This window comes from Streptomyces sp. C36, assembly GCF_040932295.1.
GTDB classification, from domain to species: domain Bacteria; phylum Actinomycetota; class Actinomycetes; order Streptomycetales; family Streptomycetaceae; genus Streptomyces; species Streptomyces triculaminicus.
The window spans coordinates 817,698-834,984 of the sequence record NZ_JBFQGI010000003.1; the positions used below are offsets into that span (position 1 = coordinate 817,698).

Below are 17,287 nucleotides of genomic sequence, written 5' to 3' on the forward strand. Positions count from 1 at the left end.
ACTCGGACGAGCGCGGCCCACGGCACTCAGACGAGCGCGGCCCAGATGAAGACGGTCACGGCGAAGACCAGTACGCACAGGCCGATCACCAGGACCGGAGCCGTGGCCCAGCCCCGCTGGTTGTAGTCCGGCTGGCGGGGGCCGGCGCCGGACATGCTGCTCTCACCGGGAGGCGTCTCTCCCGGCGGGACGCCTCCGCCCGGCTCGAGACCGGCGGTGCGGTCCGGGTCCGGGTCGGGATTGGGTGCGGTCATGGTGCCACCTGACCTTCCTGCCGGGCCGGCGGACGGGGCACCGCCCCGCCGCCGGGCACGGTCATCTCCGCCTCGTGCGGGAAACGGCCGCACCACCGGGGGCGGTGGTGCGGCGGGCGACGGCGAGGCTGTCCGCCGCCCGGGTGGCCAGCAGGGTGCTGGACCGGCCGTCGAGGTACGGCAGCAGGACGGCCTGGCCGCCCCACTCCGCGAGCTGTGCCGCCTCCGGCAGCTGTTCCATCGCGTAGTCGCCGCCCTTGACCCAGATGTGCGGCCGCAGGCACGGCAGCAGCCGCTGGGGCGTGTCCTCGTCGAACACCGCCACCGCGTCGACGCACTGCAGGGCCCGCAGCACCCGGATCCGGTCGGCCAGCGGGGCCAGCGGCCGTCCGGGACCCTTGCGGCGGCTGACGGAGGCGTCGGAGTTCAGGCAGACGATCAGGCAGTCGCCGATGCCCCTGGCCTGCTGGAGCAGGCCGACGTGCCCGGCGTGCAGCAGGTCGAAGCAGCCGCCGGCCGCGACCACGGTCCCGCCCGCCGCCCGGACGTGCCGCGCGAGCTGCAGGGCGTCCCCCTCCATGGTCCCGCGGCGATCCGGGCCCGGGTAGGGGCCGCGGGCCACGGCCCGGGCGCCGCCCTCGGCGACGTACCGGGTGGCCGCCGCCACCGCACCCTGCACGGCCTCCACCGGCAGCGCCCCGTCCCCCAGCAGTCCCGCCGCCGTGCCGCTGAAGCAGTCGCCCGCGCCGCACGGGTCGCCGCCGTGCCGGGCCGCCGTGGGGACGAGCATGGGACGCTCGCCCTGGGAGAGCAGCGCGCCGCGCGCGCCCAGCGTCACCGCCACGCACACCGCCCGCCACCGCCGCACGAGCTCCTCCGCCGTGTGGGCGACCGCGCCGAGCGCCTCGCCCTCCTGTCCGCCGGCCCCGGCGAACAGGAAGGCCTCCTCGCTCGTGGGCGTCACCAGGCGCGCGCCCGGCACCGGCGGGCCGCCGCGCGGATGGGGATCCCACACCAGCGCCGTGCCGGGGGCGCGGGCGGCCAGCGCCTGACGCAGCACCTCGGCGGTGCCCCGCGCGTAGTCGGCCACCAGCACGGCCGGCGCCTCGGCGATCAGGCGCCGGGCCCGTCCGGTGGCCCCGGCGGCCCGCCCGGCCCCCCGGTCCAGGCGGACCACCGGCCGGCCCCCGGCCAGCACCCGCGTCTTCTCCGCGAGCGGGCCGTCCAGCGGCAGCGGCACCAGCGTGACCGACGGCTCCAGCAGCGCCCGCACCTGCAGGCTCGCGGAGTCGGTGCCCAGCGGGGCGACGAGGGTCACCGGCCGTCCCGACCGCGCGGCGAGGTACGCCGCGAGCGCCGCACCGCCCGGGCGCAGCTGCTCCCGGCAGTCGTCCAGTACGGGCACGGGCGCGTCGGGGGCCAGCCGCTCGGCGGTGCCGACCAGGTCCCGGTCGAGCAGGGCGTCGCCGACGACCAGCAGGGGAGTGCCGGTGCTCATGGCGTCGTCCCTCCGGGGGTGGCGGCCAGGGCCGCGTCGAAGGCGTCGCACATCAGGTGCACGGCCACCAGGTGCAGCTCCTGCACGGTGGCGGTGGTGCCGGCGGCCACGCACAGCGACTCGTCGCCCGCCTCGGCGAGCGGGTTGGGGGCGGGCCCGGTGAGGGCCCACACGTCGGCGGCCGCGGCGTGCCCGGCCTCGGCGGCCCGCAGGAGGTTGGTGCTGGCGCCGCTCGTCGACAGCAGGATGAGCACGTCGCCGGGGCGGGCGTGCGCGCGCACCTGACGGGCGAACAGCTCGTCCGGGCCGTAGTCGTTGACGATGGCGGTGCAGCTGGAGGTGTCGGTGTGCAGGGCGAGGGCGGAGAACGGCGCCCTGTCCTCGCGGTAGCGGCCCACCAGTTCGGCGGTCAGGTGCTGGGCCTGCGCCGCGCTGCCGCCGTTGCCGGCGGCCAGCAGCCTCCCGCCGGCGCCGAGGCCGGCCGCCAGGCGCGTGCCCCACCGCCGGGCGGTGTCGGCGTTGTCCTCGCGGAACCGTCGCAGTGCCGTCAGCAGCCGGCCGCAATGGTCGCCGTCGGAGACGGCGGCGGTGGCGTCGGTCGTTCCGGTGACGGTCATCGCGGGGCTCCTGACGGTACGGGGGCGGCGACCCGGTCGTAGACGCGCTCCACGCCGTCCGCCACCCGGTCCCAGGTGAAGCGGGCGACCACCCGCGCCCGGCCGGCCCGGCCGAAGGACTCCAGCCGCCCGGGGGCGGCGAGCAGGGCGCGCACCGCGCCCGCGAGCCGGTCCGGTTCGCCCGGCGGGATCAGCAGGCCCGTCTCGCCGTGCGCCACCGTGTCGCGGTGGCCGCCGACGTCCGTGGCCACGACCGGTACACCGCAGGCCATCGCCTCCAGCGGCACGATGCCGAAGGGTTCGTAGACCGGCGTGCACAGCACCACGTCCGCGCTGCGGATCAGGGCCGGCATGTCCTCGTGCGGCACGCAGCCCAGCAGGACCAGCCGCTCGGCCACCCGCAGCCGACGGGCCAGCGACAGCAGCCGCATGGCCTCGCGGTCGCGGCCGAGCCCGTCCCTGGGCGGGCCGCCGGCCACCAGCAGCTCGGCGTCCGGCAGCCGGGTCAGCGCCCGCAGCGCCAGGTCCACGCCCTTGCGGGGGACGAGCCGGCCGACGCACAGCAGCCGGTGCGGGGACCGCCGCCCCGGGACGAGGGCGATCCGGCCGCGGGCCGTGAAGTGCGCGGTGTCCACCCCGCAGGGCACCACCGAACAGCGCTCCGGACCGACGCCCATCCGCTCCAGCTCGCGGACCTCGTCCGAACAGGTGGCCAGGACCCTGGCGCAGGAGGCGCCGAGGCGCCGCTCGACGTCCAGGCGTTCGGGCGGGCTGGTGTCCGCCGCGCCCTGATGCCGCCGCTTGACGGTGCCCAGCGCGTGGAAGGTCTGGACGACGGGCACCGCGAGGTCCCCGGCGCCCGGCAGCGAGGCCATGCCGGACATCCAGAAGTGGGCGTGCACGACGTCCGGGCGGGTGCGGGCCCAGGCGCGGGCGAGGTGGTCGCCGAAGGCCGGTATGTGGCCGAGGAGCTCGTCCTTGGGCAGCGCCCGCTCGGGGCCGGCCCGTACGTGCTCGACGACGGCCCCCGAGGGCAGCGGCACCCGGTCGGGCAGTGTCGCGTCGTCCCTGCGGGTGTAGACCGTCACCTCGTGGCCGCGGCCGGCCAGCAGCCCCGCCAGGCGGGCGACGTAGACGTTCTGGCCTCCCGCGTCGGGGCCGCCGAGCGTGGCGAGCGGACTCGCGTGCTCGGACACCATGGCGATCCTCATCGGGTCACCTCCTTGATCAGCCGGTCCCAGTCGTCCAGGAACCGCGGCAGCCCGTACCGGGCCAGTGCCGCCGCCCGTGCCGCCCGGCCCGTCTCGCGGGCCCGGGCGGGGTCGGCGACGAACGCGCGGACGGCGTCGTGCAGCAGCTCGATCCGGTTGGAGACCACCCCGGCGCGCGCCGGCACGGCCTCGCACACCTCGGTGGTGGCCAGGGCCACCACGGGCATGCCCAGGTGCATGGCCTCCAGCAGGGACAGCCCCAGCGACGTCCAGCGCACCGGGTGCAGGTAGACGCGGCGTTCGGCCATCTCCCGGTGCAGGGCGCTCTGCACCAGCTCGTGGTCCCGGCACCGCTCCGCCGCGACGCCCAGCCGGCCGGCCAGGCCGTCGGTGCCCATGCCGAAGACGTCCAGGGGCGCGGCCTCGCTGAAGTACGGCAACAGGTCGGTGCCGGTCGTACGGCCGCGCCGCAGCGGCTCGTTGACGACGACGGCGGCCCGCGCCAGGCGGCCGGTCCACAGCGGACCCGGGTCGACGATGCCGTGCTCGATCACCGTGGTGGGCGTGGAACCGCAGTCCCACATCAGCCGGTTGAAGTGGGTGACGTGCACGATGGTCAGGCCGGGCCGTCCGGCGGCGGGGTGCCGGGTGCCCGGGACGGGGCCGCCGGGCGCGTTGTGCTCGAGGTAGACGGCGGGCACGTCGACTCCCGGTCGCAGGCCGAGCCACCGGCGCGCCAGCGCGAACTCGTGCGGCCGCTGGAGCACCAGCAGGTCCGCGCCGGCGTCGCGCAGCCGCTCCGGCGGCAGCTCGACCACGGTGTCCGGCCAGTCGAAGGTGCGCGCCCTGCCGAGCCCGTCGGGCCCCCGGTCCTCGGTCACCGGCACCACATAGGTGTGACGGCCCTGGACGAACGCCGTCGTCCACGAACCGTGCACATGCCACAACAGGATCCTCATCTACGTCGCCTCCGGAGCGGGGTCGAGGCCCGGGACGCGCCCGGTGAGCTTCTCCACGGCGGCCAGCACGTCCTCGGGGAGGACGCCGCCGAGGCACGGGTGACCCGGCACGGGGCACACCCGGGCGCGGCTGCCCGCGCACGGCGCCCGCTCGTCGCCCAGCAGCACGTGCGGCACGCCGTAGGGGGCCCACCGCTCGGCCGGCACCACGGGAGCGAACAGCGACACCACCGGGGTGCCCACGGCCGCCGCCAGATGCGCGGGCCCGGTGTTGCCGACGACCACGGCCGCCGCGTCGCGCAGCACCCGGGCCAACTCGGCCGGGCCGGTCAGCCCGCCCAGGTCGAGGGCGCCGCCGCCGGCCACCGCCGCCGTCAGCTCGCGTTCGCCGGGGCCGCCGGTGACCACCACCCGGTAGCCCGCCCGCACCAGCGACCGCACCGCGGCGGCGCACCGTTCGCGCCCCCACCGCCGGGCGGGCACGGCGGCGCCCGGGTGGACGACCACGTACCCCGGCTCGCCCACGAGCCCGCCGGGCGCGGGGGGTTCCAGCACGGCGAGGCGTCCGTCGTCGCCCTCCGGCAGCCGGAAGCCCGCCGCCTCGGCGAGGTCGAGGGCCGCGCACACCTCGTGCCGGCGCGGCGCCCGGCGGTGCCGTACGTCCAGCAGCGAGCCCGGATGGTCCGCGCAGTCCGCCGCCACCCGCGGCACCCCGGCCATCCGCAGCACCAGCGCCGTGGGCAGCGGGCTCTGGTGGAACGAGGTGAGCACCAGCGCCACGTCCGGCGCCCGGCGCGCGACGCGGCGCACGACGTCGTCGACGCCGGCCCGGTCGGCGGGCGGCGGGTCGAAGCCCGCCCACGGGGCGTCCCACACGATCACCTCGTCGACCCCCGGCAGCATCCGGGCCGCCGGGGCGCCGCGCGGACCGCACAGCATCGTCGTGCGGTCCGCGCGCGCGGCCACGGCGCGTACCGCCGGCCCGGCGAGCAGTACGTCGCCGAAGCTGTCGAGGCGTGCCACGAGCGCCCTCACGGCCCGCTCCCGCCGGCCGCGGGCACCGCGTCCCCGAGCAGCCCCCGGACCGCGCTCAGCAGGTCCGGGGCGCGCCGCCCGGCCCGCCGCACCTCCTCGGGGAGGGTCAGCGCCGTGGGCACCAGCACGCCCGTCGCGCCGGCGGCCTCGGCCGCCTCCATGTCGCCGCCGATGTCGCCGACGACGGCGCAGTCGCCGGGGTCGGCTCCCAGCTCGCGGGCGGCGGCCACGATCAGGCCCGGGGCGGGCTTGCGGCAGCCGCAGCCGTCGTCCGGTCCGTGCGGGCACACCGCCCAGACGTCGAACGGTCCCAGCAGCCGGTCCACGCGCGCGTTCACCCGCCGCACCTGATCCATGGTCAGCAGCCCCCGGGCCACCCCCGACTGGTTGGTGATCACACCGACGGGTATCCCGTGCCGGCGCAGCAGCGCGAGCGCGGAGCCGGCGCCGGGCATCGGCGTCACCCGGCCGGGGTCGCCGTTGTAGGGGACGTCCTCGACCAGCGTGCCGTCCCGGTCGAACAGCACGGCGGCGGGCGGCCGGTCGCCGTTCATGAGACCGGTCCTTCCCTCGGCGAGGGCGGCGCGGGGGCCGGCAGCACGATGGCCGGCCCCCGCGCGCCGGGCAGCGGCCCGGCGTCCCGGTGCCGCCACGTCCCGCGCAGCCGGTGCCAGACGGCCAGCGGGGGAATGGCGGCGCTGGTCAGCAGCATGGTGGCGACCTCGTGGGGCGTGCGCGGCCCGGGCGCGATCCGTGACCAGGCGAACTCGGCCGTGCCCAGCGCCCATCCCAGGGCCGCCGCCGCGCCCGCGCGGCGGCGCCCGGCGAGCACGAGGCCCGCCGCCACCGCCCCGGCCGCGGTGACCGCGGCGTGGGCGCGCAGCCGACCGCGCGGGGCGCCCGCCCGCCCCCACCACCGGCGGCCGTGCAGCCGCAGCATCAGGGCGTCGTCGGCGTTGCCCGCCTGGGTGCGCAGCGACACCCAGCGGTCCGCCGGCCGCACCGGATGGCGGATCACGCGGATGCCGGGCTCCAGCCGCCAGCCCGCGGCCAGCACTCGCAGCGCGAGGTCGGCGTCCTCGCGGAAGGCCCGCGGAAAGCGCTCGTCGAACCCGCCCACGGCCGCCAGCACCGCCCGCCGGTAGGCCATGTCGGCGGTCGCCCAGCGGGCCACGGCCAGGCCCGCCGTACCGCGCTCCCAGTCGGTGGGCCGCCGCCCGGCCGGCAACGGCACCTCGATGATCCCCTGTACGCCGCCCACGTCCGCGGCGGCGCAGGTCAGTTCGCCCGTCAGTTCGGCGCGCCACATGGGACCGACGCGCACGTCGTCGTCCAGGAAGACGACCCAGGGCGCGTCCACCGCCCGCCAGCCGGTGTTGCGCGCGGCGGCCGGCCCCCGCCCGCCACTGCTGAGCACCTTGGCCCGCGGGCGCAGCCGGCCGAGCGACTCCAGGGGCAGCGGCGCGTGCCCGGCCGCGGGCCCGCGCCGGTCGTCGACGACGACCACCTCGCACGGGGCGGGGCCGGCCGACGCGGCCAGCGAGGCCAGGCAGTCGGCGAGGCACGCACGACCGATCGTGGGCACGACGACCGCGTACGCCGGGGAGCCGCCGGTGCTCATGCCGACTCCTTCCCGCCCGCGTACGCCCGGCCGCGCCGCACCGCGTACGGGCCGATCGCCAGCAGGTCCACCGGTGCCGAGCCGAAGCACTCCAGGGCGTCGCGGGGGTCGTCGACCATCGGCCGGCCCGCCGTGTTCAAGCTGGTGTTGACGACGACCGGCAGGCCCGTACGCCGCTCGAAGGCGGCCAGCGTCCGGGCCAGGAGAGGCTCCCGCCCGGGATCCACGGTCTGGATCCGGGCCGTGCCGTCCACGTGCACCACGGCCGGTATCCGGTCCCGCCACGGCCGCACCACGCCGTGCACGAACAGCATGTACGGGCTCGGCAGCGGCCCCTCGAAGATCTCCGCCGCCCGGTCGGCGAGCACCATCGGGGCCACCGGCCGGAACTCCTCGCGCCCCTTGACGTGGTTGAGCCGCTCCAGGTTCTCCGCGCGGCCGGGGTGGGCCATCAGCGACCGGTGGCCCAGCGCCCTGGGCCCGTATTCGCCGCGCCCCTGGAACCAGGCGACGATGCCGTCGCGCGCCAGCTCCTCGGCCACCGCCTCGGCGATGTCCGGCGGGCGTTCGTAGGGCACGCGCGCCCGATCCAGCCAGCCGCGCAGCTCCTCGTCCGACCAGCCCCGGCCCAGGTCGGCGCCCGTCATCGGCTCCGCCGCCTCGCCGCCCTCCGCCGCCAGGTGCAGGGCCCCGCCCAGGGCGGTGCCCGCGTCACCGGCGGCCGGCTGCACCCAGACCCTGTGGAAGGGGCTCTGGGCGGCGATCCGCGAGTTGGCCACGCAGTTGAGGGCCACCCCGCCGGCCATGGCCAGCGACTCGGCGCGGGTGCGGCTGAACAGCCACCGCGTGAGGTCCAGCAGCAGTTCCTCCAGGCACGCCTGCGTGCTCGCCGCGAGGTCCGCGTGGTCCTGCGTCCACTCCTGCCCCGGCACGCGCGGCTCGGTCAGCGCGGCCCACGGCACCGCGTGCGCCCGGAAGCCGCCGTCGCCGGTGGCGTAAAGGTGCTCCCGCAGCACCGGCAGGAAGCGCGGCTTGCCGTAGGCGGCGAGGGCCATCACCTTGTACTCGTCGCTGCTGCGCAGGAAGCCCAGGTGCTCGGTCAGTTCCTCGTAGACCAGGCCCAGGGAGTGCGGCAGCCGCTGGGCGGCCAGGACGTCCAGGGTGCCGCCGGCGTAGCGCCCGGCCAGGTGGGAGGCGCACTCGCCGCGCCCGTCGAGCACCAGCACCGCGCTGTCGGGGTAGGGGGTGGCGAGGCCCGCCGACGCCGCGTGGGCGACATGGTGCGGGACGAACCGGACCCGCTCGGGGTCCAGGCCCGGCAGGGCCTCGGCGAGGAAGCCGGGCGCCTCGCGGGCGTAGGTCTGGCGGATGGCGTCCCAGGGGTCGTGCAGGCCCATGGACTCCGGGGCCCGGGCCAGCGCGGGGTCGTAGGAGTACGCGACGACGTCCAGGTCGCCGGGGCGCAGTCCCGCGTGCTCCAGGCACCAGTGGGCGGACAGCGCGGGCAGTTCCCACGCGGCGAACGGGACGGGTCGCTTGCCGTGCTTGCGCCGGGAGAACCGTTCCTCTTCCGCGGCCGCGACGATCCGCCCGTCGACGACCAGCGCGGCGGCCGGATCGTGGAAGAGGGCGTTGATACCGAGGATGCGCATGGCGTGCTCCGAGTCTGTCGGGACGGTGGCGCCGGGGCTGCCGGGACGGGGCCGCGAAACCGTCGGAACGGCTGGGAACGGTGGGGAACGCGCTAGGGGAGGGCGGAGCGCATGAACCACTCCACGGTCCGTTTGAGGCCCACCGAGCAGTCCACCCGGGGCGCCCAGCCCAGCTGCCGACGGGCCGTCTCCGTGTCGGGGCGACGCCTGGCCGGATCGTCCGCCGGCCGCTCCACGAAGCGGATCGTGGAGGCCGACCCCGTCAGGTCCACGATGCGGCGGGCCAGTTCGAGGATCGTGGTCTCCTCGCCGCCGCCGATGTTCACCGGGCCCGGACGGCCGCTGGCGGCGAGGGCGACGATGCCGTCCACGGTGTCGTCGACGTACGTCAGGGAACGGGTCTGGCCGCCGTCCCCCGCCACGGTCAGCGGGTCGCCGTCGAGTGCCTGCCGGATGAACGTGGGCACGGCACGGCCGTCCCCGGCCCGCATGCGCGGACCGTAGGTGTTGAAGATGCGGACGATGGCGGTGTCGGTGCCGTGGGTGCGCCGGTACGCGGAGACGAGGGCCTCGGCGTACCGCTTGGACTCGTCGTAGACGCTGCGCGGCCCGACCGGGTTGACGTTGCCCCAGTACCGCTCGCTCTGCGGGTGCTCCAGCGGGTCTCCGTACACCTCGGAGGTGGAGGCGAGCAGGAAGCGCGCGGCGTCGCGGCGGGCCAGCTCCAGGGCGGCGCGGGTGCCGCTGCTGCCCGTCTCCAGCGTCTCGATCGGCAGCCGCAGATAGTCGGCGGGCGAGGCCGGGCAGGCCAGGTGCGCCACCAGACTCACGGTCCCGGGTATCGAGGCGAGCCCGCCGGGCTCGGTGACGTCGGCCTCCACGAAGACGAAGCCCGGCCGCCCCTCGAGATGGGCGATGCTGGACCGGGAGCCCGTGACCAGGTTGTCCACGCACCACACCTCGGAGCCCTCGGCCAGCAACCGCTCGCACAGGTGGGAGCCGATGAAACCGGCCCCGCCGGTGACCACCGCACGGTTCCAGCGTCGCTCGTCCATGGTCACGCTCCTTACGGGCCCCGGTTCCTTCGCGCACTGCGGGCAGGCCTCGTCCCTTCCGCGGATCGTCCGGGGCGGGAGAAACCTTTCGACCGAGTGGAGTTGGGATCCGCCGGTCCGTGACCGGGCGGCCGGCGCGCGGCCTTCGTCCGTGGCGCCGAGGGCGGTCGGAGCCCTTGCTCGCATACCGCCCGTAGCCGAAACGACTCACACAGCAGCGTCGCACACGGCCGTCGATCCCTCCACTCGAGGCGCCCGCTTGCCCCCGCCGCCCGTGCGGGCCAGCCTGGGGAGGCGGGCGACGTCCCCGCGATCCGGTGCGGAAGGAGGTGCCGTGTGCCGGCCCCTCGCTCACCACGCGCCGAACCCCCTTCGTCCGCCCAGGACATGACGCTCTGTCATCCCTCCGCGATTCCCCTCGCCGGGCCCGTCGCCGACGGCCGCCCCCGCCTGCTGGTCCTGCGCGCGCTGGGCCTCGGGGACCTGCTCGCCGGCGTACCCGCGCTGCGGGCGCTGCGCGCGGCCCACCCCGGCCACGAGATCGTGCTCGCCGCGCCCGGCGGCCTGGCCGGCCCGGCCGCCGCCTGCGGCGCCGTCGACACCCTGCTGCCCGCCGCCGCTCCCGGCCGGGCCGTACCCTCCGCGCTGCCCTGGGCCGCGCCGCCACCGGACATCGCCGTCGACCTGCACGGCAACGGCCCGCCCAGCCACCGGCTGCTGGCCGCCCTGGCCCCCCGCCGGCTCCTGGCCTTCGCCCACCCCGGCACGCCCGGCGTCCAGGGGCCACGGTGGCGGCCGGACGAGCACGAACGCGAGCGCTGGTGCCGCCTGCTGAGCTTCTACGGCATCCCCGGCGACCCCCGCGACCTGGCCCTGGCCCCGCCCCGCACCCCCTCCCCGGCGCCCGGCGCGGTCGTCCTCCACCCCGGCGCGGGCTCACCCTCGCGCCGCTGGCCCCCGGAGCGCTACGCCGCGGTGGCGCGCGGCCTGCTGGAGCGCGGGCACCGCGTGGCGGTCACCGGCGGCCCGGGCGAGGAGGAGCTGGTGGCCCGCGTCGCCGTGCCCGGCGCGCGGGCCCTCGCCGGAGGGCTGTCCTTCGCCGCGCTCTCCGCGCTGGTGGCCGCCGCGCGCGCGGTGGTCAGCGGCGACACCGGCATCGCCCACCTCGCCGTCGCCCACGCCACACCCACCGTGACGCTGTTCGGTCCGGTGGCACCCGCCCTGTGGGGACCGCCGCCCTCGCCGCGCCACCGCGTGCTGTGGCACCCGGGCCTGCCCGGCGACCCGCACGCGCCCGTGCCCGACCCCCTCCTGCTGCGCATCGGCCCTCAGGACGTCCTGGGGGCCCTGGACGCCTTGGACGCCCTGGACGAGCGCCGGGCCGTACGCGGGTGAGCCTTCGTCCCCCCGGTCAGCGCCTTGGTCCGTTGGCCTCTCGGTGGCGGGCCGAGCGGACCTGCCGCTGAGCCAATGGCACAGTCGAAGTGCGGTCTGTTGAGCCAGCTGGCGACCGGATGTTTTGATGTCCCTTGTCGATGGCGCTGCGGATCCCCGCGGCGCCTCTTTTATTGCGCGTACTCACAGAGACGTACTCACAGAGGGGGGACCGGAAGAGGTGCTCAAGAGGCTGTTCGTGGCGCCGGATCCCGGCCGGCTCAGGCTGCGCACCGGCGTGCGCGCCGTGCTGGGCGTGGGCCTGTCCGTCGCCGCCGCCCAGCTCGCCGGACTGCCGCTGCCCGCGGTGATCCTCGGCGGCCTCGCCGCGCTCCTCGCCCTGTTCACGGTCGGCGACCCGACCGTACGGCGCCAGGCGGTCACCACCGCCCTGCTGCCGGCCGTCGGCCTCCCCGTGCTCGCCCTGGCGGCGGCGCTGCACGGCCTCCCCCTGGTGCGCGACGCGGCGTTCCTCGCCGTCGTCCTCGCCGGCGTCTACGCCCGGCGCTGGGGCGCCCGCGGGCAGGCGCTGGGGATCTTCGCCTTCATGATGTTCTTCGCCGCGCAGTTCCTGCACGCCGTCCCGGACCGGCTGCCCGGGCTGTACGCGGCCGTGGCCATGGCCATCGGCGCGTCCGCCCTCGTCCGCTTCGGTCTGTGGTGCGTGGAGCGCCGCACCCCGCCGCCCGCGGGGCCCGCACCGCTCGCGGGACGCGGCCTCGCCCGGCCGACCACCCGGCTGGCGTTCCAGAACACCTTCGCCTGCGCCATCGCCCTCGGCGTGGGCCAGCTCGTCTCGGACGAGCGCTGGTACTGGGCCGTCGGCACCGCCTGGTGGATCTTCGTCAACACCGCGTCGCGCGGCGAGACCCTCGTGCGCGGCTTCCGCCGCGTCGTCGGCACCCTCGCCGGCATCGTCGTGGGCCTCCTGGTCGCCGTCCCGCTGCACGGCGCCCCCGTGCCCACCGCCGCCCTCCTCGCCGTCTGCGTCTTCGGCATCTTCTACACCGCCGCCCCCTCGTACAGCTGGATGATGTTCTTCGTGACCGTCATGGCCGGCCTGCTCTACGGGCTGCTCGGCGTGCTCCACCCCGGTCTGCTGGCCCTGCGCTTCGAACAGACCCTCGTGGGGGCGGGCGCCGCCGCACTCGCGGTGGCCCTCGTCCTGCCCGTCACCACCCACGCCGCCACCGACGCCTGGATCCGCCGGGCGCTGCTGGCCGTGCGGCACTGCACCGCCGTGTCCGCGCGCCGGCTCGCGGGGGACGACGCCGCCGACCCCGCCCCGCACGTCGCCGAGCTGGAGACCCTCCTCGCCAAGGTGCGCGTGTCGCTGGCGCCGCTGCTGCACCCGCTCAGCCCGCTGCGGGCGCGCCGCGCCCGGGCGGCCGAGGTCATGGCGCATCTGGACGACTGCGTCCGGCAGGTCCGCGGCCTGGCGGAGGTGGCCGCCGACCCCGACGCCTCCCACGACGCCCGGCTGACGGCCGCCTGCCTGCGGGTCGAGACGGCGCTGCTCGCCCTCGCCGCCCCCGAGGAGACCGTGCCGGCCGCCCCGGCGGACGGCGTGCCGCACCACCCCGGCGCCGAGCGCGCCCTCGCCCACCTCCACGACCTCGAGGCCGCGCTCGCCTCGCTGGCCACGCCCCTGCGCGACCGGCCGCGCGGGGTCTTCGCGGACGCCTGACCCCGGGCCACGTTCCGTGACGGTCAGTGGCACCTTGTAGCGTCGGGTGCGGCGGGCCGGTTCGACGGGAGGGGCGGGCAATGGCAGGCACGACGGAGCACGGACGCCGGTGGGCGTACATCGGATCGTTCACCGACGCGGGCGGCCCGGGACTGACGGTCGCCGAGACCGACGACGCCACGGGCGTGCTGAAGCCCGTGCACACGACCGACGCGGTGGTGAACCCCTCGTATCTGGCGCTCTCGCCCGGCGGCGACGTGCTGTACGCCGTCAGCGAGACGGACGAGGGCGCCGCCGCCGCGTTCTCGCTGGCCGACCCGGCCCGCCCCGAGCTCCTCGGCGTGCCCGTCGCGGTGCGCGGCGACGGCCCCACCCACCTCGCCGTCGCCGGGCCGTGGCTGTTCACCGCCAACTACGGCTCCGGCAGCGTCAGCGCCCTGCCGGTCCGTGTGGGCGGCTCGCTCGGCGCACCCTCGGCGGTGCTCCCGCACCGCGGCCGCGGCCCGGTGGCGGACCGACAGGCCTCTCCGCACGCCCACGCGGTCGTGCCCGACCCCTCCGGGCGCTGGCTGCTCGCCGTCGACCTCGGCACGGACTCGGTGTGGATCCACGCCCTCGACCCCGTGACCGGCGCCCCGAGCCCGCACGGCGAGACGCCGCTGCGCCCCGGCACCGGCCCCCGGCACCTCGTCTTCCATCCGAACGGCCGCCGGGTGTACGTCCTGGGCGAGCTGGAGCCCACCGTCACCGTCTGCCGGTGGGACGCCTCGGCCGGGACGCTGGAGCCGGTCTCGCGGACCCGCGTCCTGCCCCCGGGAGCGGTCTCGCCGAGCCATCCGTCGGCGCCCGTCGTCTCCGCCGACGGCCGGTTCCTGTGGGCGGCCAACCGCGGCGACGACACCATCGCCACCCTCGCCCTGGACGCGGCGGGGGACGGCCTCGAGCTGCGGGCCACCACCGACTGCGGCGGGCACTGGCCCCGTGACCTGACCGCTCACCCGGACGGACGGCTGCTGTACGCCGCCAACGAGCGTTCCGGGGACGTCACCTGGTTCACCGTCGACCCGGACACGGGCGTACCGGCGCGTGCCGGTGCGCTCGCGCTGCCGGCGGCCTCCTGCGTGCTCTTCGCCTGACGGCGTCCCGCACGCCGGGGCGGGAGCTTCCGGGCCCGAAACGCCTGGAGGGGCCTCCTGTGACGGAGGCCCCTCCAGAGGCGGGCGTTCACGCGACGTACGGGCTCCCGGGCGTCTGCCGGGCTCCTGGGCGTCCGCGCGGCTCACGGGCGCACGGGCGGCGGGGTGGGACCGGCCGCGGCGGGCGTCAGTGGGCCGAGGCGCCCTGAGGCGACGGCTGGGTGGCGATCCCGAGCACCGAGGCGTACTTGGCCAGCACGAGCTTGCCGACGGCCGGGTACGCGCCGAGCGGCTCGGCCGCCGCGCAGCCCGCCTCCTTGGCGGCCATCGCCGTCAGCGTCTCGTCGACCTCGGGTCCGATCAGGCAGGGGGCGAGCGCCAGGTTCCGCGAACCGGAGCCCTGCAGCTGCTCGGCGGCGCGGGCGATGGCACCGTCCTCGTCGAGCGCGGCGGCCAGCACCGGCACGGCGAGGCGGGCGGAGAGCAGCATGCCGGTGATGCCGGCGGCCTGCACGGCCTCGTCGCCGCCGACCGTCGCGAGCACGATTCCGTCGGCTGCCGTTGCGACTGTGAACAGTCGCGCGCGGTCGGCGCGGGCCAGGCCGGCCTCGGAGAGGCGGACGTGCAGCGCCTCGGCGAGCAGCGGGTGCGGGCCGAGGGTGTCCGTGAGCTCGCTCGCGGAACCGCTGTTCATGACGGACTGACGTATCCGCCGCAGGGCGGCGCTGTCCGGTCCGGCGAGCAGCGGCACCACGACGGCGTCCGGCGCCTGGGCCCAGATGTCCTCGGCGGACTCCTCTTCGCGCGCTTCGCTCGCGCGAGCGGCGCGCTGGGAGGCCGCGTAGGCCAGGACGGCGTCCAGGGGCGGGAAGCCCTCGCTGTCCGCCTCGGCGTCCACGTAGCCGACGCGCGCGTCGAGTCCGGGGAGCTCGGAGCGGGCGATGCTCAGGGTCTCCTCGGCGAGGCGGCGCGTGGCGAGGTCGGGGGTGCCGGGCACGGCGAGCACCAGCGGGGGCGCCCCGACCGGTGCGGCCAGGGGCTCCGGCCGCCGATGCCGCCCTGGCTGGCGGGGACGTGGCATTCGTACAGGCAGGCCGGACTCGGGCCCAGTGGGGGAACTCATGGCGCCGCATGTTAGTCGTTCATGGAGCTCGGACGTTCGGGCGGGGGGTAACTGAACAACGTCTGTCCGGTTTTATTCGATGGCTCATACGATAAGCGCAGATGTGATCAGCAAACGACCCGGAGCAGCGTGTCGTCGACGGGAAGCCTCAGATCGTTCCTCGCGAGTGCCGTGGCCAAGGTCACCGCGCCGGCCAGTGGATCATCCTCGGCGGCGACCGGTCGGGCCCGTGGAATTTGCAATCGCAACTCATCTTGCAATGGCGTGATCAACTGCTCGCCCAGGCCGAACAGGCCACCGGTCAGCGCCACGTCCGCCGCCGGCGCCGGACACGCCGCCGCGGCCGCCGCGGCGATGTGACGGGCGGCCGCGCGCAGGATGCCGGCGGCGACCGGGTCGCCGGGGGCGAGGCGCCCCACCTCCGGGGCGAAGGAGGCGAGCACCGCGGGCCGGTCAGGCCGTGGGTAGAGCAGCCCGGGAAGCCCGGGAGCCGGCCCGAACACCGCCTCCGCGCGGGCCAGCAGCGCCGATGAGCCCCCCGCGCGGCCGTCGTACGCGCGCAGCGCCGCCTCGAGCCCGGCCCGGCCGATCCAGGCCCCGCCCCCGCAGTCGCCGAGCAGATGCCCCCAGCCGTCCGCGCGCCGCCAGCCGCTCCCCGTCGAGAGGTCCGTGCCGAGCGCGACGAGCCCGGTGCCGGCCGCGACGACGACGCCGGATCGCTGCCCCAGGGCGCCCGCGTAGGCGGTCACGGCGTCGGAGGCCAGGGCGAGGTGGTCCGTCCCCAGCGCGTCGCGCAGGGCGGCGGGCAGCACGGCCCGCAGATCGTCCCCGAGCATGGCCATCCCGGCCGCCCCCACACAGACGGCGACGCAGCCCCGGGCGCCCGCCTCGCGCAGCAGTCCGTCCGCCATGGGCAGCACGCGCCCGAGCAGGGACCGCGCGTCGATGCCGCGCTCGCCGGTGGTCACCGGCACCGGCGAGGACCAGGTCAGGGTTCGCCCGCCGGCGCCGACCGGAGCCAGGGCGACCCGCAGGCCCGAGCCCCCGGAGTCGATTCCCAGGACATGCCCGGCCACGCCGGGGACGGCCGCCACGGCGCCGGTCACCCGTGGCCGTGGGCGCGGTGCGCGCCCGTACGAAGCGACATGGCGCGCACCCTACCGCCCCGGACGGGGTCAGGGCAGCTGCCAGTCCACCGGGGCCGAACCCTGGCGCGTCAGAAGGTCGTTGGCCCGGCTGAAGGGCCGTGAGCCGAAGAAGCCGCGGTCCGCGGACATGGGGGAGGGGTGCGCGGACTCCACGCACGGCACCCCGTCCAGCAGCGGCCGCAGATTGCGCGCGTCGCGCCCCCACAACACCGCCACCATGGGCCGGCCGCGCGCCACCAGCGCGCGGATCGCCTGCTCGGTGACCTCTTCCCACCCCTTGCCGCGGTGTGCGGCGGGCTTGCGCGGGGCCGTGGTCAGCGCCCTGTTGAGCAGCAGGACGCCCTGCCGCGTCCACGGCGTCAGGTCGCCGTTGGACGGCCGGGGCAGGCCGAGGTCGGTGTGCAGTTCACGGAATATGTTCTCCAGGCTGCCGGGCAGTGGGCGCACCTCGGGCGCCACGGAGAAGCTGAGCCCGACCGCGTGGCCGGGGGTGGGGTAGGGGTCCTGCCCCACGATCAGCACCCTCACGTCGTCGAACGGCTGCTGGAAGGCCCGCAGCACGTTCGCCCCCGAGGGCAGATAGGTCCGGCCCGCGGCGATCTCCGCCCGCAGGAAGTCGCCCATCGCGGCGACGCGCCCGGCCACCGGCTCCAACGCCTTGGCCCAGCCCGGTTCGACGATCTCGTTCAATGGTCGTGCAGCCACGGAGCGTCACTCTAGTGGCTCACCCCGCACACGCACGAACCCGGCCCTCGGCGGCAACCGCCGAGGGCCGGGTTCCGGACGTACGCTCAGGCGCCCATCATGTGCGCGCCGCCGACCGTTTCCGCACGGGGTGCTAGGCGCCCATCATGTGC

The 17,287-nt window shown here is 76.9% G+C and carries 16 protein-coding genes; 3 read left to right on the top strand and 13 right to left on the bottom strand.

What is annotated here, in order from left to right:
• Positions 1-26: 26 nt before the first annotated feature.
• From AB4K12_RS13395 to AB4K12_RS13440, 10 genes are all read right to left on the bottom strand, one after another.
• The gene (locus tag AB4K12_RS13395; protein ID WP_362261385.1) at positions 27-254 is read right to left on the bottom strand and encodes a DUF6480 family protein; all 228 of its coding nucleotides are present in this window, start codon (positions 252-254) and stop codon (positions 27-29) included.
• A gap of 61 nt (positions 255-315) precedes the next feature.
• The gene (locus AB4K12_RS13400) at positions 316-1,752 is read right to left on the bottom strand and encodes a PfkB family carbohydrate kinase (protein ID WP_368434412.1); all 1,437 of its coding nucleotides are present in this window, start codon (positions 1,750-1,752) and stop codon (positions 316-318) included.
• On the bottom strand, positions 1,749-2,369 hold the full coding sequence (locus AB4K12_RS13405) for an SIS domain-containing protein (RefSeq protein ID WP_368434413.1): 621 nt from the start codon (positions 2,367-2,369) through the stop codon (positions 1,749-1,751). The genes AB4K12_RS13400 and AB4K12_RS13405 overlap by 4 nt, the downstream gene beginning before the upstream one ends.
• Positions 2,366-3,580 (bottom strand): glycosyltransferase, encoded by a 1,215-nt coding sequence (locus AB4K12_RS13410; protein ID WP_368434414.1) that lies wholly within the window; start codon positions 3,578-3,580, stop codon positions 2,366-2,368. Before AB4K12_RS13410 ends, AB4K12_RS13405 begins: the two co-directional genes overlap by 4 nt.
• Positions 3,577-4,539, bottom strand: a complete 963-nt coding sequence (locus AB4K12_RS13415) for a glycosyltransferase (RefSeq protein ID WP_368434415.1) — start codon at positions 4,537-4,539, stop codon at positions 3,577-3,579. The genes AB4K12_RS13410 and AB4K12_RS13415 overlap by 4 nt, the downstream gene beginning before the upstream one ends.
• On the bottom strand, positions 4,540-5,574 hold the full coding sequence (locus AB4K12_RS13420) for a glycosyltransferase family 9 protein (RefSeq protein ID WP_368434416.1): 1,035 nt from the start codon (positions 5,572-5,574) through the stop codon (positions 4,540-4,542).
• Positions 5,571-6,128: a D-glycero-alpha-D-manno-heptose-1,7-bisphosphate 7-phosphatase gene (locus AB4K12_RS13425; RefSeq protein WP_368434417.1), complete on the bottom strand. Its 558-nt coding sequence runs from the start codon at positions 6,126-6,128 to the stop codon at positions 5,571-5,573. Before AB4K12_RS13425 ends, AB4K12_RS13420 begins: the two co-directional genes overlap by 4 nt.
• Positions 6,125-7,195 (bottom strand): glycosyltransferase family 2 protein, encoded by a 1,071-nt coding sequence (locus tag AB4K12_RS13430; protein WP_368434418.1) that lies wholly within the window; start codon positions 7,193-7,195, stop codon positions 6,125-6,127. The genes AB4K12_RS13425 and AB4K12_RS13430 overlap by 4 nt, the downstream gene beginning before the upstream one ends.
• On the bottom strand, positions 7,192-8,847 hold the full coding sequence (locus AB4K12_RS13435; RefSeq protein ID WP_368434419.1) for a carbamoyltransferase: 1,656 nt from the start codon (positions 8,845-8,847) through the stop codon (positions 7,192-7,194). Before AB4K12_RS13435 ends, AB4K12_RS13430 begins: the two co-directional genes overlap by 4 nt.
• A gap of 92 nt (positions 8,848-8,939) precedes the next feature.
• Positions 8,940-9,902: a UDP-glucuronic acid decarboxylase family protein gene (locus AB4K12_RS13440; protein WP_368434420.1), complete on the bottom strand. Its 963-nt coding sequence runs from the start codon at positions 9,900-9,902 to the stop codon at positions 8,940-8,942.
• 387 nt (positions 9,903-10,289) lie between these two features.
• Here AB4K12_RS13440 and AB4K12_RS13445 point away from each other — a divergent pair, with 387 nt between their 5' ends.
• The 3 genes from AB4K12_RS13445 to AB4K12_RS13455 all read left to right on the top strand — a co-directional run bounded on the left by AB4K12_RS13445 (position 10,290) and on the right by AB4K12_RS13455 (position 14,159).
• Complete coding sequence (locus tag AB4K12_RS13445) at positions 10,290-11,297, top strand: glycosyltransferase family 9 protein (protein ID WP_368434465.1); 1,008 nt, start codon at positions 10,290-10,292, stop codon at positions 11,295-11,297.
• A 220-nt stretch (positions 11,298-11,517) separates the two neighbouring features.
• Positions 11,518-13,023: an FUSC family protein gene (locus AB4K12_RS13450; RefSeq protein ID WP_368434421.1), complete on the top strand. Its 1,506-nt coding sequence runs from the start codon at positions 11,518-11,520 to the stop codon at positions 13,021-13,023.
• Positions 13,024-13,103: 80 nt separating this feature from the next.
• Complete coding sequence (locus AB4K12_RS13455; protein ID WP_368434422.1) at positions 13,104-14,159, top strand: lactonase family protein; 1,056 nt, start codon at positions 13,104-13,106, stop codon at positions 14,157-14,159.
• 187 nt (positions 14,160-14,346) lie between these two features.
• Here AB4K12_RS13455 and AB4K12_RS13460 read toward each other — a convergent pair whose 3' ends face one another.
• The 3 genes from AB4K12_RS13460 to AB4K12_RS13470 all read right to left on the bottom strand — a co-directional run bounded on the left by AB4K12_RS13460 (position 14,347) and on the right by AB4K12_RS13470 (position 17,135).
• On the bottom strand, positions 14,347-15,282 hold the full coding sequence (locus AB4K12_RS13460) for a hypothetical protein (RefSeq protein WP_362261410.1): 936 nt from the start codon (positions 15,280-15,282) through the stop codon (positions 14,347-14,349).
• A gap of 107 nt (positions 15,283-15,389) precedes the next feature.
• Positions 15,390-16,376 carry an N-acetylglucosamine kinase gene (locus AB4K12_RS13465; RefSeq protein ID WP_368434423.1) on the bottom strand — a complete coding sequence of 329 codons (987 nt, stop codon included), beginning with the start codon at positions 16,374-16,376 and terminating at the stop codon, positions 15,390-15,392.
• An 81-nt stretch (positions 16,377-16,457) separates the two neighbouring features.
• Positions 16,458-17,135, bottom strand: coding sequence for a uracil-DNA glycosylase (locus AB4K12_RS13470; RefSeq protein WP_368434424.1), 678 nt, complete (start codon positions 17,133-17,135; stop codon positions 16,458-16,460).
• Between the last annotated feature and the right edge of the window lie 152 nt (positions 17,136-17,287).

Coding starts and splice junctions, on each gene's coding strand:
- AB4K12_RS13460 (WP_362261410.1), bottom strand. CDS start 15,282: ATGAGTTCCCCCACTGGGCCCGAGTCCGGCCTGCCTGTACGAATGCCA.
- AB4K12_RS13395 (WP_362261385.1), bottom strand. CDS start 254: ATGACCGCACCCAATCCCGACCCGGACCCGGACCGCACCGCCGGTCTC.
- AB4K12_RS13455 (WP_368434422.1), top strand. CDS start 13,104: ATGGCAGGCACGACGGAGCACGGACGCCGGTGGGCGTACATCGGATCG.
- AB4K12_RS13430 (WP_368434418.1), bottom strand. CDS start 7,195: ATGAGCACCGGCGGCTCCCCGGCGTACGCGGTCGTCGTGCCCACGATC.
- AB4K12_RS13445 (WP_368434465.1), top strand. CDS start 10,290: ATGACGCTCTGTCATCCCTCCGCGATTCCCCTCGCCGGGCCCGTCGCC.
- AB4K12_RS13400 (WP_368434412.1), bottom strand. CDS start 1,752: ATGAGCACCGGCACTCCCCTGCTGGTCGTCGGCGACGCCCTGCTCGAC.
- AB4K12_RS13425 (WP_368434417.1), bottom strand. CDS start 6,128: ATGAACGGCGACCGGCCGCCCGCCGCCGTGCTGTTCGACCGGGACGGC.
- AB4K12_RS13440 (WP_368434420.1), bottom strand. CDS start 9,902: ATGGACGAGCGACGCTGGAACCGTGCGGTGGTCACCGGCGGGGCCGGT.
- AB4K12_RS13410 (WP_368434414.1), bottom strand. CDS start 3,580: ATGAGGATCGCCATGGTGTCCGAGCACGCGAGTCCGCTCGCCACGCTC.
- AB4K12_RS13405 (WP_368434413.1), bottom strand. CDS start 2,369: ATGACCGTCACCGGAACGACCGACGCCACCGCCGCCGTCTCCGACGGC.
- AB4K12_RS13435 (WP_368434419.1), bottom strand. CDS start 8,847: ATGCGCATCCTCGGTATCAACGCCCTCTTCCACGATCCGGCCGCCGCG.
- AB4K12_RS13415 (WP_368434415.1), bottom strand. CDS start 4,539: ATGAGGATCCTGTTGTGGCATGTGCACGGTTCGTGGACGACGGCGTTC.